The organism is Microbacterium sp. W4I20, from assembly GCF_030816505.1.
Lineage (GTDB): Bacteria > Actinomycetota > Actinomycetes > Actinomycetales > Microbacteriaceae > Microbacterium.
Genome location: NZ_JAUSYB010000001.1, coordinates 268,835 through 284,517 on the forward strand (window position 1 = coordinate 268,835; position 15,683 = coordinate 284,517).

General features: G+C 69.0%; 15 protein-coding genes and 1 tRNA gene. 4 read left to right on the forward strand and 12 right to left on the reverse strand.

What is annotated here, in order from left to right; all coding sequences use genetic code 11:
• The first annotated feature begins 95 nt into the window (after positions 1-95).
• A tRNA-Asn gene (locus QFZ21_RS01285) sits at positions 96-171 on the forward strand.
• Between the two features lie 41 nt (positions 172-212).
• Here the strand turns inward: QFZ21_RS01285 and QFZ21_RS01290 are convergent.
• Genes QFZ21_RS01290 through QFZ21_RS01300 form a run of 3 tightly spaced genes read right to left on the reverse strand, consistent with a single transcriptional unit; the run spans position 213 to position 2,905 of the window.
• A complete protein-coding gene (locus QFZ21_RS01290) occupies positions 213-1,106 on the reverse strand; it encodes a dihydrodipicolinate synthase family protein (protein ID WP_307373613.1) in 894 nt (297 codons plus the stop codon).
• A gap of 45 nt (positions 1,107-1,151) precedes the next feature.
• Positions 1,152-1,862 carry a bifunctional 2-polyprenyl-6-hydroxyphenol methylase/3-demethylubiquinol 3-O-methyltransferase UbiG gene (locus QFZ21_RS01295; protein ID WP_307373615.1) on the reverse strand — a complete coding sequence of 237 codons (711 nt, stop codon included), beginning with the start codon at positions 1,860-1,862 and terminating at the stop codon, positions 1,152-1,154.
• On the reverse strand, positions 1,859-2,905 hold the full coding sequence (locus tag QFZ21_RS01300; protein WP_307373617.1) for an NAD(P)/FAD-dependent oxidoreductase: 1,047 nt from the start codon (positions 2,903-2,905) through the stop codon (positions 1,859-1,861). The genes QFZ21_RS01295 and QFZ21_RS01300 overlap by 4 nt, the downstream gene beginning before the upstream one ends.
• A gap of 68 nt (positions 2,906-2,973) precedes the next feature.
• Between QFZ21_RS01300 and QFZ21_RS01305 the strand changes: the two genes are divergently transcribed.
• The gene (locus tag QFZ21_RS01305) at positions 2,974-3,552 is read left to right on the forward strand and encodes a helix-turn-helix domain-containing protein (RefSeq protein ID WP_307373619.1); all 579 of its coding nucleotides are present in this window, start codon (positions 2,974-2,976) and stop codon (positions 3,550-3,552) included.
• Positions 3,553-3,603: 51 nt separating this feature from the next.
• Here QFZ21_RS01305 and QFZ21_RS01310 read toward each other — a convergent pair whose 3' ends face one another.
• Together QFZ21_RS01310 and def are read right to left on the reverse strand one after the other, a co-directional pair.
• On the reverse strand, positions 3,604-4,110 hold the full coding sequence (locus QFZ21_RS01310; protein WP_307373621.1) for a septum formation family protein: 507 nt from the start codon (positions 4,108-4,110) through the stop codon (positions 3,604-3,606).
• Between the two features lie 138 nt (positions 4,111-4,248).
• Positions 4,249-4,815, reverse strand: coding sequence for a peptide deformylase (gene def, locus QFZ21_RS01315; RefSeq protein WP_307373622.1), 567 nt, complete (start codon positions 4,813-4,815; stop codon positions 4,249-4,251).
• A 43-nt stretch (positions 4,816-4,858) separates the two neighbouring features.
• Between def and QFZ21_RS01320 the strand changes: the two genes are divergently transcribed.
• Entirely contained in the window at positions 4,859-5,905 is a 1,047-nt protein-coding gene (locus tag QFZ21_RS01320) for a DMT family transporter (protein ID WP_307373624.1), read from the forward strand.
• A gap of 3 nt (positions 5,906-5,908) precedes the next feature.
• On the opposite strand, the gene pgl is transcribed toward QFZ21_RS01320, so the two are convergent.
• The 6 genes from pgl to tkt are packed head-to-tail and all read right to left on the reverse strand — an operon-like array spanning position 5,909 to position 14,022.
• Positions 5,909-6,688: a 6-phosphogluconolactonase gene (gene pgl / locus QFZ21_RS01325; protein ID WP_307373627.1), complete on the reverse strand. Its 780-nt coding sequence runs from the start codon at positions 6,686-6,688 to the stop codon at positions 5,909-5,911.
• A 5-nt stretch (positions 6,689-6,693) separates the two neighbouring features.
• Positions 6,694-7,629 (reverse strand): glucose-6-phosphate dehydrogenase assembly protein OpcA, encoded by a 936-nt coding sequence (locus QFZ21_RS01330; RefSeq protein ID WP_307373629.1) that lies wholly within the window; start codon positions 7,627-7,629, stop codon positions 6,694-6,696.
• Positions 7,626-9,176, reverse strand: coding sequence for a glucose-6-phosphate dehydrogenase (gene zwf / locus QFZ21_RS01335; protein ID WP_307373632.1), 1,551 nt, complete (start codon positions 9,174-9,176; stop codon positions 7,626-7,628). The genes QFZ21_RS01330 and zwf overlap by 4 nt, the downstream gene beginning before the upstream one ends.
• Positions 9,177-9,197: 21 nt before the next feature.
• Entirely contained in the window at positions 9,198-10,805 is a 1,608-nt protein-coding gene (locus QFZ21_RS01340) for a glucose-6-phosphate isomerase (RefSeq protein ID WP_307373634.1), read from the reverse strand.
• Positions 10,802-11,914 (reverse strand): transaldolase, encoded by a 1,113-nt coding sequence (gene tal / locus QFZ21_RS01345; protein WP_307373636.1) that lies wholly within the window; start codon positions 11,912-11,914, stop codon positions 10,802-10,804. The genes QFZ21_RS01340 and tal overlap by 4 nt, the downstream gene beginning before the upstream one ends.
• Entirely contained in the window at positions 11,911-14,022 is a 2,112-nt protein-coding gene (gene tkt, locus QFZ21_RS01350) for a transketolase (protein WP_307381174.1), read from the reverse strand. The genes tal and tkt overlap by 4 nt, the downstream gene beginning before the upstream one ends.
• A 217-nt stretch (positions 14,023-14,239) precedes the next feature.
• Between tkt and QFZ21_RS01355 the strand changes: the two genes are divergently transcribed.
• Positions 14,240-15,145, forward strand: a complete 906-nt coding sequence (locus QFZ21_RS01355) for a heme o synthase (protein WP_307373638.1) — start codon at positions 14,240-14,242, stop codon at positions 15,143-15,145.
• 57 nt (positions 15,146-15,202) lie between these two features.
• On the opposite strand, the gene QFZ21_RS01360 is transcribed toward QFZ21_RS01355, so the two are convergent.
• Positions 15,203-15,658: a hypothetical protein gene (locus QFZ21_RS01360; RefSeq protein ID WP_307373640.1), complete on the reverse strand. Its 456-nt coding sequence runs from the start codon at positions 15,656-15,658 to the stop codon at positions 15,203-15,205.
• Between the last annotated feature and the right edge of the window lie 25 nt (positions 15,659-15,683).

The window sequence follows — 15,683 nt, forward strand, 5'->3', positions numbered from 1 at the left end:
GCGACACGCCCGGAGGCGCCGAGATGCCCGTGGCTGTCACGAGCAGGGCCTGGAGTTTGCTAGGCTTGTCGAGTTGCCCGCGCAGCGGAGCACATTCCTCGGTAGCTCAATTGGCAGAGCAGCCGGCTGTTAACCGGCAGGTTCTTGGTTCGAGTCCAAGCCGGGGAGCCAAGATGGCCCGGAACTCCTTCGAGTTCCGGGCCATTCCCTTTTCAGGCTCCGAGCGCGAGCGCGTCGATGACCTCGGCCACTCGCGCTCGCGCGTCTGAGCGGAGCCCTCGCACCGGCCGCGGTAGGCAGTCGGGGGCGACCAGCTCGAGGTGCTCGGCGATGGCTGCCGTCACGCGGTAGCCGCCGTGCTCGATGAACAGTGCCCACAGCGGATCCAGACGGGCGGACGCTGCTGCCGCGGCCGCATGGTCGCCGGCCTGAGCGGCTCGGGTGATCGCCAGCGCCGGGTGGGGGAGGATGCCGCCGAGCACCGAGTACCAGGCGTCGCATCCGGCGGCCAGCCCTTTAGCTGCGAGCCAGTCTCCTGAGACGCCGATCGACACGGAGCCGGGGATGCGAGCGCGGATGCCGGATACGCGCTCGGCGGCCTCCTGCGGGTCGGTCGGAACACCCGGGATCTTGACCGAGGCGACGTTCGGCAGCGTCGCGACCCGAGCGTAGAGGTCGTCCGTGAAGGTGAAGTGAGTGGTGCGTGGGTTGTCGTAGACGACGAGCGGGACCGAGAGACCGGCCGTCACGTCTTCGAACAGGCCGAACACCTCGTCGGCGTCGAGCGCTTGGTATGCGACAGGCGCGAGGAGCACAGCGCTCGCGCCGGCATCCTGTGCATCGTCGGCGAGCCGCTGCACCTCGGACGTGCGCAACGCTCCGATGCCGACCATCACCGGAACGTCGCCCGCGGCGCTCACCGCGGCGCGGGCGACTCGGCGGCGCTCGTCGCGGTCGAGGTACGGGTACGAGCCGGTCGATCCGAGTGCCGTGATCGAGTCGACGTCGGCGGCGACGAGCCGCTCGATCAGGCCGACGTAGGCTGCCTCGTCGAACTCGTCATCGCGCAACGGCGTGAGCGGGAAGGCGCTGAGACCCGAGAACATGACTGCTCCACTCCTGCGGCGCCGGGGTGAGATGATCGCGCACGCTCAGCGAGGATAGCGCGGCGGGTCGCTCTCGTCTTGCGTCGGGTACGCGCGCCGCACCCGGAGCACGGCATCGACGAGGGTGATTTCGCTGCCGTCACGCCAGATCGCTGGGCGCTGCACGAGAGCGCTGGTCTCGGTGATCCAGTCCTCGCCCAGGTCGAGGGACGCGAGCACCTCGTCCGGCGTCGGCAGGGGCGGCCCGTCGTGCTGGTGATGGTCGAGCGCGGAGCCCGGAGGCGTCGCGCCGTGACCGACCACGAGCAAGTGTCCGCCGGGCGCGACCGCCGCTGACGCACGGCGCAGCACGACCTCTCGCGGAAGCTCGACGGGCGAATGCAGGAACGCCGAGGTGACGAGCTCGAACTGCGAAGGCGGCTGCCAGGTCGACAGGTCTGCCTGCACCCAATCGACGCGGTCGGCGAGCCCCGACCGCGTGGCTTCGGCTGCACCGACGGCCAAAGCCGTCGCGGAGATGTCGACCGCCGTCACCCGCCACCCTCGGGAGGCGAGCCACAGCGCGTCGCCGCCCTCCCCGCAGCCGAGCTCGAGAGCGGTAGCCGGGGTCAACTCTGCGACCTCCCGTGCCACAGCCTCGTTCACGCGGCCACTCCACACCTGACCGTTCTCGCCGCGTGTGGAGCGATAGCGGGTCTCCCAGAACTCCTCGGGATCGGATGCGGATGCCGGATCCGGCACAGGGTGCGCGCTCATCGCTGCGCGCCCGAGGCCGTGGCCACCTGCTCCGTGTCCACCTGCTCCGTCGCCGCAGCGACGTCGAGCGCGACGAGCTCCCCGTTCAGCGTGAGCGCGGCGGTCGCGCCGGAGCCCGCGGCGATCGGCACCAGGGCGCCCGGGTTCGCGGCGTTGCCGACTGCCCAGATGCCCGGGATGCTCGTCCTCCCGAAGGCGTCGACGGCCGGCCAGAGCCCGAAGGGCGTCTCGACACGCTCTGCCTCGAGCTGCTGCAGTGGGCCGTCGAGGGCGACGAGAGCCGGTTCGGCGAAGATCACGTCGACGGGGGCCGTCGAGCCGTCGGCGAGCTCGATTCCGGTGAGCACTGCGCCTCGAGTGATGACACGCGCGACGGCGAGGGGCTCCACCCGCATACCTCGCGCCTCGAGCACCCGCCGCTCCTCGTCGGGGATGGCGCCGGCGAGGTGGGTGAACACGGTGATGTCGCTCGAGTACGAGCGCAGCATATGGGCCTTGTGCAGGCCGGCGACGGAACCGACCAGCACTCCGATCGCACGGCCGGTCGCTTCGTAGCCGTCGCAGTACGGGCAGGCGACCACGCCCCGGCCCCACTGCTCTGCGAGGCCGGGAACGGCGGGCAGCTGGTCGCGAGCGCCTGTCGCCACGATGAGTCTGCCGGCGGTGGCACGCGCGCCGCTGTCGGTCAGTACCTCGAACCCGCCGGCGATCGTGCGCGTCGTGGTCACGCGGGCGTTCACGATCACGCCGTCGACGGCTCGCACCTCGCGGTACCCGTCGGCGACGAGGTCGAGCGGGGAGTAGCCGTCGCGGCTGAGCACGCCGTGCATGTGCGGGGCGAATCTGTTGCGCGGTTCCTGCGCGTCGAGCACCAGCACGCGACGGCGTGCCCTGGCGAGGATGAGGGCGGCGCTCAGACCTGCGGCGCCGCCACCGATGACGATGACGTCCCAGTGCTCGTCGGAGCGGGGAGTGTCGGTCTGCGTGTCCGTGTCGGGGAGGACGGGGGTGGATGCGGGAGAAGACGCCTGCGATTCGGTCATGCCTCCAGCATCCGCACCTGATAGCGTTTCAGCAAATAACCGTGCTGAATCGGCAACAAGGAGAATCCATGCTCGACGATTCGCTCGCCTTCATCGGGCCCCGTCTCAAGACATGGCGGGAGAAACGCAGCATGACCCTCGCCGACCTGTCGGCACTCACGAACATCTCGCCCAGCACGCTGTCGCGCCTGGAGGCCGGCAAGCGCGCTCCGAACCTCGAGCTGCTCGTCCCGATCGCGCGTGCGCTCGGTGTCGGTCTCGACGACATCGTGCCGCGCTCGACCCCCGATCCCCGGGTCTCCCGCAAGACCAGCGACGTGGGCGGCATCCGGTACGAATCGCTGTCGCCGGCGTCGAGTCCCGTGCAGACCTACAAGGTGAGATTCCCCGCGCACCAGGCGGGGGTGACCGCCGTTCCCGAGCCCAAGGTGCACGACGGGCAGGAATGGCTCTACGTCATCTCCGGACGACTACGGCTGGTGCTGGGCGACCAGGATGTGACGCTCGGTCCCGGAGAGGCGGCGGAGTTCGACACGCGTGTCCCGCATTGGCTGTCTGCGACGGGCTCCGGCCCGGCGGAGATCCTGTCCATCTTCAGCAAGGAGGGCAAGCGCATCCACCTGCGCGCCCGACCTGCGACCCGCTGACGCAGAAGAGGCCCCGCCGAGCGGCGGGGCCTCTTCCAGAACACGGGTCGGTCAGCGCGCCGCGCCCTTGAGCGAGGCCTCGACCGGGCCTGCGGGGTCGCTGACCACGCACTGGATCACGCGGTCGTCGAGCTCGTCCCAGGTACGCTTCGTCGGGGTGATCGGGTAGACCTCGAGCGTCGAGTCGTCGTAGGCGACTCCGATGAAATCGGTGAATCCGGCGCCGATGCACTCCTGCGAGGCGGCGTCGACAGCCTCCTCGGAGAAGTCGCCGTCGTCCATCTTGAACTCGTAGTAGACCTCTTCGTCGTGCGACTCGGTGCAGGGCACGACGTCGACATCCTGGATCTCGCCGGTGGCACTGGCCATCTTGCAGTCGCCGACCTTCAGCGCGAACACGTCGATGTTGTCGCTCTCGGTGACCTGGCCGGTCTCCTCGTCACGGTCGGCGTCGCCCGCCCCGCTGCCGAGAATGTCGTTGATCGCGCTACAGCCGCTCAAAGCGACGGAAAGCGCCAATGCGGCCCCCGCCAGCATCAACGCGCGTCGCGTACGCATCTTCATCATGATTGTTGTCCCCTCCACAGAGCCTCTTGGTGCGCGGGCATGCGAAGAAGACGCCCGCCGCGATCACGCTATCCGTCCGCGAGTCTGTGATGCAACTCCGAAGATGCTGTGATCGCGCTGGGAGCGGATTCAGCCCTCGAGGTCATCCACACCGGGCAGCCAGCTGGCGCCGGGGCGGCCCCAGCCGCGCTTGCGCGCGATCTTCTGCGCCGTCTTCCAGTCGGAGTCGGAGAGGCGGTCGACGTACAGGATGCCGTCCAGATGGTCGAACTCGTGTTGCATGATCCGCGCCCGCCAGCCGTCGACCTCGATGGTCACGGGCTCGCCGTCGAGATCGGTGGCGGTCACGTGCACGCGCTCGGAGCGCCGCAGCGGGAATCGCTCGCCGGGGAACGAGAGGCACCCCTCCGACTCCAGGTCGGGGTCGGGGTCGCCCGGCTCGAGCGGGGTCATCCACAGCACGGGGTTGATCAGCACACCGCGCCACGGCTGATCATCGTCATCCGCGTAGTTGTACGTGTAGATCCGCAGCGGCACCCCGACCTGGGGGGCGGCGAGCCCGACGCCGGGCGCGGCATCCATGGTCTCGAACATGTCCGCAACGAGAGTGCGGATGTCGTCGGTGATCTCCTCGACGACGGATGCGGGGGAGTGCAGAACGGGGTCGCCCATGATGCGAATCGGAAGTACAGCCACGTCACAACCCTAGTCCGCACGGGTCTCCGGGTAGGGTCTTAGTGTGAGCGTTGGGGTGTGGACAAACACGGCCGAAGAGGTCGGCGATCAACTCGTCGGCGCCTTCCAGAACCCCGGGCTTCTGCTCGGCATCCCGCTGGCTCTGGCCGGCGCGGTGTTCATGTCGCTCGGTGCGCAGTACCAGCACCGCGGGGTCGAGAAGGTCGAGCGCCTGAGCGGGTCGGCCGGCACGTCCGGTCTGAGCTTCGGCCAGATCAAGGCGCTGCTCACCCGCCCGTCGTGGATCCTCGGCACGTTCATGCTCGTGCTCGCCATCGTGTGCCAGCTCGCCGCGCTCGTGAAGGCGCCGCTCATCGTCGTCCAGCCGCTCGGCGCGATCGCTCTCGTGATCACGACGCTGCTGAACGCTCGCATCTCGGGACACTCTCCGACCAAGAAGTCGCTCACCGCGATCATCTTCTGCGTCGGGGGTATCTTCCTCTTCGTCTTCTTCGCGGCCATCTACGCCACGGAGAAGGAGGTCACCGAACGCGAGCTGTTCGTCATCCTCGCGCTGCTGCTCGTCGTGATCATCGTGCTCGGCGCGTGCTGGCTCATCCTGCGGCAGCGCATGCGTGCCCTCTTCTACGTCATCGGCGCCGGCATCCTCTACGGATTCGTCGCCACGCTCGCCAAGGTCGTGATCAAGCGCATCGAGGCCAGCCAGTTCGAGTGGATCACCGCCGTCTGCGTCCTCGCGCTTCTCGCCGCAGCCGCGGTCGGTGCATACTTCGTGCAGACGGCGTACAGCTCGGGACCGCCCGACCTCGTCATCGCGGGACTCACGGTCGTCGACCCGCTGATCGCCGTGCTCATCGGCATGATCGTGCTCCGCGAGGCCGCAGCAGCTCCCTGGTGGGTGCTCATCATCTTCGCCGCCGCCGGCGCCATCGCGGTCTGGGGCGTCGTCAACCTGGCCCGCTATCACCCTCAGGTCATCAGCGACAGCCAGGAACTGGGTATCGAGCGCGGGAGCACTCCGTCGTCCGGATCGTCAGCGCGTCCCGAGGCTTCGAAGCCGGAGTCGCCGCACCGGCCCGACCTGCCGTAGCGGTCAGTACGCCTGGTCGATCAGATCGGGCGAGACCTCGGATGCCGCCGCCTCGTCGACGAAGAACACCGTGCGCTTGCGACCCTTGGCTCCGGCGGCCGGAACGCTCGTGTAGCTCGCACCGGCGAGGGCGAGGCCGAGAGCGGACGCCTTGTCAGCACCGGTCAGGACGAGCCAGACGCGCTTCGACGAGTTCAGCACCGGACGAGTCAGCGTGACGCGCTCGGGCGGCCGCTTCGGAGAGTTGCGCACCGGAAGCGCCGCCTCGTCGGTCACGGTGACCTCGGGCCGATCCGGGAAGAGCGAGGCGATGTGGCCGTCGGGCCCGACGCCGAGGAAGCACACCGCGAACGACGGCCAGGGATTGTCATCCGTACCGAAGCGGGCGAGTTCCGCCGCGTACGCGGCTGCCGCCTCATCGAGCGTAATTCCGTCGTCGGATCCGGCGACCTCGTGCACGTTCTCGGCCGGAACCTGGATGTGATCGAGCAGGGCCTGCCGCGACTGCACCGAGTTGCGCTCGGGGTCGTCGCGCGGGACGAACCGCTCATCGCCCCACCAGAAGTGCACCAGCGACCAGTCGATCTCGGCGGCACGCGGGTCCGCGGCGGCCGCGCTCAGCACCGAGCCGCCCATCGAGCCACCGGTCAGGGCGACGTGCGCGATCCGGCCGTTGCGCGTGCGCGCGCGGACACGGGCGAGGAAGCGATCAGCGACCCGGGTGGCGAGGGCAGCAGGCGTGGATTCCACCACGACCCGCTTCTCTGCGGACGAAACCTGCATCGACGTCACTCTCCAGTCTCGGGCGGACCCAGCTTCTCCCAGCCCTCGGTGATCACTCGACCGTACAGGACATCGGGGTCCAGCCGACGCAGCTCCTCCGCCAGGCACTCGCGCAGCGTTCGGCGCGGCAGGTGCAGGTCGTGGTGCGGCTGATCGGGCTGCGTGAGCACGGCGACACCGGGAGCGGGACGCTCCAGCAGGATGTCTCCGGACTCCCGGGTGAGGCGCACCGACTTGATGCCCTCCTGCCAGTGATCAGGGTCTTCGTACGACCAGCGCACCGGAACCTCGAGGGCCATCTGCAGCCACGCCGCGAGCAGCGCGGTCGACGGCGACGCGGCCGCGCCGCGCACCTCGACCTCGGTGATCGGCTCGTAGGGGGGCTGGTCCAGCACCGCGGCGAGCTGCTCGCGCCAGTGCGTCAGGCGCGTCCACGCGAGGTCGGTGTCGCCCGGGGCGTGCGTGCGTCCGAGCAGTGCAAGCCGGTCGCGTACGTCCGACGCGGTCGCGGCATCCGTGATCCGACGCTGCGCGATCTTGCCGAGCGGCGATGTGGCGGGGGACTCGGGGGCCTCTTCCGGCCACCAGGCGACCACGGGCGCGTCGGGGAGGAGGAGACCGGTGAGCAGGCTCTCCTCGTTGCTGGCGGCGTCGCCGAAGGCGCGGAGGACGACGACCTCACTGGCTCCGGCGTCTCCCCCGACACGGATCTGCGCATCGAGGCGGGAGTCGCCATCGCCCGTGGTGAGCACGATGACGCGCATCGGGTGCTCGCGAGAGGCGTCGTTCGCCGCGTCGATGGCGGCCTCGGCCACGCCGTTGCGGGCGGAGATCACGAGGGTGAGCACGCGTCCGAGGGCGACCGCTCCGCCCTCTTCACGTACCTTGACGAGCTGCTTCGCGACCTGGCTGACGGTCGTGTCGGGAAGGTCGATGATCACGGTCGTCTCCAGACTCGTCCGTCGCGGGCCAGGAGGTCGTCGGCGGATGCCGGACCCCAGGAGCCGGGCGCGTACTGCTCGACCGGGCCGCCGACGGCCGCCCAGTACTTCTCCACCGGGTCGAGGATCTTCCAGGAGAGCTCGACCTCCTCGTGCCGCGGGAACAGCGGCGGGTCGCCCAGCAGCACGTCGAGGATGAGCCGCTCGTAGGCCTCGGGGCTCGCCTCGGTGAAGGCGTGGCCGTAGCCGAAGTCCATGGTCACGTCGCGCACGTTGGAGCCGCTGCCCGGGACCTTCGAACCGAAGCGGATGGTGACGCCCTCGTCGGGCTGCACGCGGATGACGAGTGCGTTCTGCCCGAGTTCGGAGGCGTTGCCGCGCCCGAAGAGGTGCTGCGGGGCTCGGTTGAAGACCACGGCGATCTCGGTGACCCGACGCCCCAGGCGCTTGCCGGTGCGCAGGTAGAACGGCACGCCCGACCAGCGACGCGTGTCGATCTCGAGCTTGATGGCCGCATACGTCTCGGTGGTCGATTCGGGGTTCATCCCCTCTTCGGCCAGGAAGCCGGTGACCTGCTCGCCGCCCTGCCATCCGCCGTCGTACTGACCGCGTGCGGTGGCGAGCGAGAGGTCTTCCGGCACGTGCACGGCCGCGAGGACCTTCTCCTTCTCAGCACGCAGATGCTCCGCCGACAGGCTGATCGGCTCTTCCATCGCGGTGAGCGCGAGCAGCTGGAGCAGGTGGTTCTGGATGACGTCGCGCGCCGCGCCGATGCCGTCGTAGTACCCCGCGCGCCCGCCGACGCCGATGTCCTCGGCCATCGTGATCTGCACGTGGTCGACGTAGTTGCGGTTCCAGATCGGTTCGTAGAGCTCGTTGGCGAAGCGCAGCGCCAGGATGTTCTGCACCGTCTCCTTGCCGAGGTAGTGGTCGATGCGGAAGATCGAGTCCGCCGGGAAGGCGACCTCGAGCGCGGCGTTCAGTGCGCGAGCCGATTCGAGGTCATGCCCGAAGGGCTTCTCGATGACGACGCGGCGCCAGTTCTCGTCGTCGTCGGCGTCTTCCCCGACGAGGCCGGAGTCCTTCAGCTGCTTGGCGACCAGCGGGAAGTCCCGCGGCGGTATCGACAGGTAGTAGGCGTGATTGCCCATCGTGCCGCGTTCCACATCGAGCTTCTCGACCGTCTCCCGGAGCTTGCGGAAGGAGTCGGGGTTGTCGAACTCGCCCGAGACGAAACGGATGCCCTGCAGCAGCTGCTCCCAGGTCTCCTCGCGGAACGGGGTCCTGGCGTGCTCCTTGACCGCGTCGTAGACGACCTTTGCGAAGTCCTGGTCCTCCCAGTCGCGTCGGGCGAATCCGACCAGGGCGAACCCGGGCGGCAGCAGGCCGCGATTGGCGAGGTCGTAGACCGCGGGCATCAGCTTCTTGCGTGAGAGGTCACCGGTGACGCCGAAGATCACGAGGGCGCTGGGCCCTGCGATCCGGTTGAGACGGCGATCGTCGGGGTCACGCAGCGGGTTGTGCCCGCGCGAGATGGGAACAGACATCGGTGGGGGATTCTCCTGCTGTTACTTCTGAGCGGCTTCGAAGAGGGCGAGCACGTCGTCGGAGGACTCCGTGATCGTCAGGGAGACGACCGGACGCCCGTGGTCCGCGAGAACACCCGCGTCGCCGGCGGCCTGCGCCTGGATGAGCTGCCCGAAGGTGAAGGGTCGCTCGGGGATCTCGAGATCCACGTCGGTGCGCTCGAGGATCTGCAGGAACACACCCTGGGCGGGTCCGCCCTTGTGGTACTGACCGGTCGAGTGCAGGAACCGCGGTCCCCAGCCGAAGGTCGTGGGACGACCCGAGTCGGCGGCGACGAGCTCGCGCAGGCCCTGGAGCTGCGGGACCTCGAGGCGGTTGACGTAGGCCTGGATCGACACGTAGCCGTCGGCGGGGAGCTGAGCCCAGAGCGCGTCCAGCACGCCCTCGACGGTGCCCGATGCCGCGAGTGCGGGGTCCGACACGCGCACCTCGACACCGTTCTCGACGAACGCGGGAGCCGTCGGCTCCGGACGCGCGTCGAGCAGGCCGCGGGCGGCGATCTTCGCCGACTCGACGTCGGGCTGGTCGAACGGGTTGATCCGCAGCAGGTGACCGGCGATCGCGGTCGCGTACTCCCAGACGATGAGCTGCGCACCGAGCGATCCGCTGACGAGGATCTCGCCCGGGTGGCGCTCGTGCAGGTGGAACTCGTTCGCGTCGTCGACCAGACGGACGATCTGCAGGTCGGCGGGCTTCGAGTCCAGCTCCGGCGAGACCGGGAGCAGGACGACCGGGAGGATCCCGGTGCCGTCCTTGCCGGTCGACTCGGCGATCAGCTGCTCGATCCAGTCGGGGAGGCCGTTGATGTGCGTCCCGTCGGTGATGAGGCCGAGCTTGTCGCGGCGCGGGCTGGTCGCGGAGATCGCCGCACCGAGCCGCAGGGCGGGGTTGTCGGCAGAGTCGACGGCGACCTCGAGCAGCGAGGCCTCTGCCTCATTCAGCAGCTCGTCGATGTCGGCGCCGGCGAGACCCGAGGGCACCAGTCCGAACGCGGTGAGCGCCGAGTAGCGACCGCCGACGTTCGGGTCGGCGTTGAAGACGCGGTAGCCGGCCTCGCGGGCGGACGCGTCGAGCGGAGAGCCCGGGTCGGTGACGACGACGATGCGCTCGGTCGGGTCGATGCCGAGATCGCGGAACGCCGCTTCGAAGGTGCGGCGCTGCGAGTCGGTCTCGACCGTCGAGCCGGACTTCGACGACACGACCAGCACGGTGTCGGCGAGGCCCTCGTCGAGCGCCGCGAGCACCTGACCGGGAGCAGTGGAGTCGAGGATCGTCAGCGGCACGCCGGCCGTCTGCGCGATGACCTCGGGGGCCAGCGACGAGCCGCCCATTCCGGCGAGCACGACGCGCGTGACGCCCTTGGCGTGCAGGTCTTCCCGGAGCGCGGTGATCTCCGCCACGAGCGGGCGGGAGATCGAGACGGCCTCGACCCAGCCGAGACGCTTGGTCGCCTCCGCCTCGGCATCCGGACCCCACAGAGACGCGTCGCCGCCGGTGATGCGCGACGCGATCAGGTCGTGGACGAGGCTCGGGACCGTCTCATCGATCGCCGCACGGGCCGCGCCCGAGGTGTGGATCGAAAAGGTCATCGCTGCGCCTCGAGAGCCTCGGTGACCTGGCCGAGCAGGTCGTGCCAGGAGTCGATGAACTTGGCGACGCCCTCGTCCTCGAGAACCTGGGTGACGTCCTCGAGGTCGATGCCGACCTCGGCGAGGTCCGCGAAGACCTGGTGCGCCTCGGCGTATCCACCCGTGATGGTGTCTCCGGTGATGACGCCGTGGTCGAACGTGGCCTCGAGCGTCTTCTCCGGCATCGTGTTCACGACGCCGGCCGCGACGAGCTCGGTGACGTACAGCGTGTCGGGGAGGTTCGGGTCCTTGACGCCGGTGGACGCCCACAGCGGACGCTGCAGGTTCGCACCGAGCGCGATCAGGTCCTGTGCGCGCTTCTCGGCGAACTTCTGCTCGAAGAGCTCGTAGGCGAGCCGCGCGTTGGCGAGCCCGGCCTTGCTCTTGAGTGCCTTGGCGGCGTCGGTGCCGATCGCGTCGAGGCGCTTGTCGGTCTCGGTGTCGACGCGCGACACGAAGAACGAGGCGACCGAGTGGATGCTCGACAGGTCGAAGTCGGCGCTGTGCGCCCGCTCGAGGCCCGTCAGGTACGCGTCGATCACGTCGGCGTAGCGCTCGAGGCTGAAGATCAACGTGACGTTGACGCTGATTCCCGCCGCGATCGCCTCGGTGATGGCGGGCAGGCCCGCCTTCGTCGCGGGGATCTTGACCAGGAGGTTGGGCCGGTCGACCTTCGCCCACAGTTCCTTGGCGGAGGCCACGGTGCCGGCGGTGTCGTGCGCGAGGTCGGGGGAGACCTCGATCGAGACGCGCCCGTCGACGTGGTTCGACTTCTCCCACACCGGACGGAACACGTCGAGTGCTGCTGCGACGTCCTGCGTGGTGGCCGCGAAGACGGCCTCCTCGGCGCTGGCGCCGGAGGCGGCGAGCTCGGTGACCTGGGCGTCGTACGACGTGTTGTTCTTGTCGGTGATCGCGTTGGCGAAGATGGTCGGGTTCGTGGTGACGCCGACGATGTTGCGCGACTCGATCAGCTCGGCGAGGTTGCCCGAGGAGATGCGCGTGCGGGACAGGTCGTCGAGCCAGATGCTCACACCTGCGGCGGCGAGCTGTGCGGTGGGGGTGCTCATACGTTCTCCTTGGTGCTGTTTGCCGCGAGGGTCTCGCGTGCGGCCGCGATGACGGCCTCGGTGGTGATGCCGAACTTCTCGAACAGGGTCTTGTAGTCGGCGGAGGCGCCGAAGTGGTCGATGCCGACCGAGCGTCCGCGGTCGCCGACGATCCCGCGCCAGCTGAGCACGGAGCCCGCCTCGACGGAGACCCGGGCGGTGACGGATGCCGGGAGCACGCTCTCGCGGTACGCCTCGTCCTGCTCGTCGAACCACTCGAGCGACGGCGCCGACACGACGCGGACGTTCACGCCTTCGGCGGCGAGGGCCGCGCGCGCGTTCACGGCGAGCTGCACCTCCGAGCCGGTGGCGATGATGATGACGTCGGGGCTGCCGTTCGGTGCCTCGGCGAGCACGTAGGCGCCCTTGACGGCCTCCGAGGCGGAGGCGAAGGAGTCGCCGGATGCCGCGCCGTCACCGCGCTCGAACACCGGGATGTTCTGGCGGGTCAGGGCGATGCCGGTGGGGCCCGCGTGACGGCGGAGGATCTCGAGCCAGGTGACCGACGTCTCATTGGCGTCGGCCGGCCGGACCACCGTGAAGTTCGGGATGGCGCGGAGCGTGGCGATCTGCTCGATCGGCTGGTGCGTCGGTCCGTCCTCGCCGAGGGCGACCGAGTCGTGCGTCCAGACGAAGATGCTCGGCACGTTCATCAGCGCGGCCAGACGCACCGACGGGCGCATGTAGTCGCTGAAGATGAGGAAGGTGCCGCCGAACGCGCGGGTCTTCCCGTGCAGCACGATGCCGTTGACGATCGCGCCCATGGCGTGCTCGCGGATGCCGAAGTGCAGGACCCGGCCGTACGGGTTGCCCGACCATTCGTGCGTCGACCACTCGGCGGGGATGAACGACCGTGCGTCCTTGATCGTGGTGAGGTTCGACTCAGCGAGGTCGGCGGAGCCGCCCCACAGCTCAGGGAGTTCGGCGGCGAGGGCGTTGATGACCTGGCCGGACGCGGCGCGGGTCGACACCTCCTTGCCCGCTTCGAACACCGGGAGAGCCGCGTCGATGTCGGCCGGCAGGTCGCCCGCCTCGAGGCGGTCGAGGAGTTCCTTACGCTCCGGGTTCGCGGCGGCCCAGGCGTCGAAGGACTCCTGCCAGGCGGCACGGGCCTCGGCGGCGCGAGCAGCCAGGCCGCGGGTGTGCTCGATCACGTCGTCGGCGACCGCGAAGCTCTGCTCGGGGTCGAAGCCGAGGACCTTCTTCGTCGCGGCGAGCTCGTCGGCTCCGAGAGCGGAGCCGTGGATCTTGCCGGAGTTCTGCTTGCCGGGCGACGGCCAGCCGATGATCGTCTTGAGGATGATCAGCGACGGCTTGTCGGTCTCGCCCTTGGCGGCCTCGATCGCGGCGTACAGCTCAGCGACGTCTTCGACGTACTCGCCCGTCTTCTTCCAGTCGACGACCTGCACCTGCCAGCCGTAGGCCTCGTAGCGCGCGGCGACGTCTTCCGTGAAGGCGACGTTCGTGTCGTCCTCGATCGAGATCTGGTTCGAGTCGTAGATCGCGATGAGGTTGCCCAGCTGCTGGTGACCGGCGAGCGAGGATGCCTCGCTGGTGACGCCCTCCTGCAGGTCGCCGTCACCGGCGATCACGTATACGAAGTGGTCGAACGGGCTGGTGCCGGCAGCGGCATCCGGGTCGAACAGACCCCGCTCGTAGCGCGCGGCGTACGCGAAGCCCACCGCCGAGGCGAGACCCTGTCCGAGCGGGCCGGTGGTGATCTCGACGCCCTTGGTGTGGCCGTACTCCGGGTGTCCGGGAGTCAGGGAGCCCCACGTGCGCAGGGCCTTGAGGTCTTCCAGCTCGAGGCCGAAGCCGCCGAGGTAGAGCTCGACGTACTGCGTGAGGGAGGAGTGCCCCACTGACAGGATGAACCGGTCGCGGCCGAGCCAGTCGACGTCCGTCGGGTCGTGGCGCAGCACGCGCTGGTAGAGGAGGTAGGCCGCCGGCGCGAGGCTCATCGCCGTGCCGGGGTGACCGTTGCCGACCTTCTCGACGGCATCGGCCGCCAGGATCCGTGCGGTGTCCACCGCGCGTCGATCGATGTCATCCCACTGCAATTCCGACACGTTCATGCCCTTTCCGACAGTTTCGAGGGCGCGCTTATTCCCTGGCGCATCCGCTTCGTCACGGGGAGTGCACTGCGCCGGGCGCGCGAGTGATTTCAGCATAGCGCTGGCGCGGGAGGTGCCACGGGGGCTTGACAGCCAGATGACGTCATCCGGTGTCATACACTGGAGAGGTTGTCCGGGAACATGTGCGGAGGAGGCGATCGAGATCTCGACGATGTCTGATCAGACCGTGAAGAAGTCGTCCGTCGGTCGCACGGTGAAGGCTTACATCACCCTCACGAAGCCGCGTGTTCTCGAGCTGCTGCTCGTATCGACGGTGCCGGTGATGTTCCTCGCAGCGGGCGGGCTCCCCGACCTGTGGCTGGTGCTCGCCACCGTCGTGGGCGGATCGTTGAGCGCGGGCTCCGCCGCCGCCTTCAACATGTACCTCGATCGCGACATCGACGCGCACATGCACCGCACCGAGAACCGGCCACTGGTGACCGGAGAGGTGACTCCGCGCGGTGCACTGATCTTCTCCTGGACGCTCGCCGTCGTGTCGACGGTGTGGCTCGCAGTGACGACGAACTGGCTCGCAGCCACGCTCTCGGCCGTCGCCATCTTCTTCTACGTCGTGATCTACACGATGATCCTCAAGCGTCGCACCGAGCAGAACATCATCTGGGGCGGCATCGCCGGATGCTTCCCTGTGCTCATCGGCTGGTCCGCCGTCACAGAGTCGCTGGACTGGCCCGCGTTCATCCTCTTCCTGCTCGTCTTCCTCTGGACGCCGCCGCACTACTGGCCGTTGTCGATGAAGTACAAGGACGACTACGAAGACGTCGATGTGCCGATGCTGGGTGTCACGCGCAACGCGTCGCAGGTCGGCCTCCAGGTCATCCTCTACGCGTGGGCGACCGTCGCGTGTTCGCTCCTGCTCGTGCCGATCGCCGGCATGGGTCTCGTCTACACGGTGTCGGCGCTCGTCTTCGGCGGCTGGTTCATCTACGAGTCGCACCGCCTCTACAACCGTGCGGTGCACGGCACCGAGGCGCGACCGATGCGCGTGTTCCACGCGTCGATCACCTATCTCACGCTGATCTTCGTGGCGGTCGCGCTCGACCCGCTGCTCCCGTTCTGACACCTGCTGAATGACGAAGCGGCGCCGATTGCTCGGCGCCGCTTCGTGGTTCAGTGCTCAGCGCGTGACGGCGGGTGCGGTCTTGTCGGCATCCGTGTCAGCATCCGTCTCAGCTCGCGCGGCCGCGTCGTCGGACTCCGCGCCGGCGGTGAGGTCGACGGGCCCTTCCTCGGCCACCGGCGAGGTCTCGTCGACCTCGGGCGTCCCGTCGGGCTCGGTCGTCCAGTCGATCGCCTCGACGACGGCCGGTGCGGGGGTCGCAACCAGCGACCGCGCGGCGACCAGTCCGAGCGTCAGCAGGATGCCGATGATCCCGGCGGCGAGCACGCCGGCGCCCACGACGACGAGCGACTGCCCGACATAGACCTCGACGCCAGTGGCCGTGCCATCCAGCAGGGTGGTCGTCATCGTGCCGATCTGGCTGGAGATGAGCCAGGCGCCGACTGCCGTCGTGACGAGGGACACCACCAGGAGGAGCCAGAATCCGATGCTTCGTGTGAGTGACTTGTTCATGCCGCCCACGATCCCCGACGCGCCG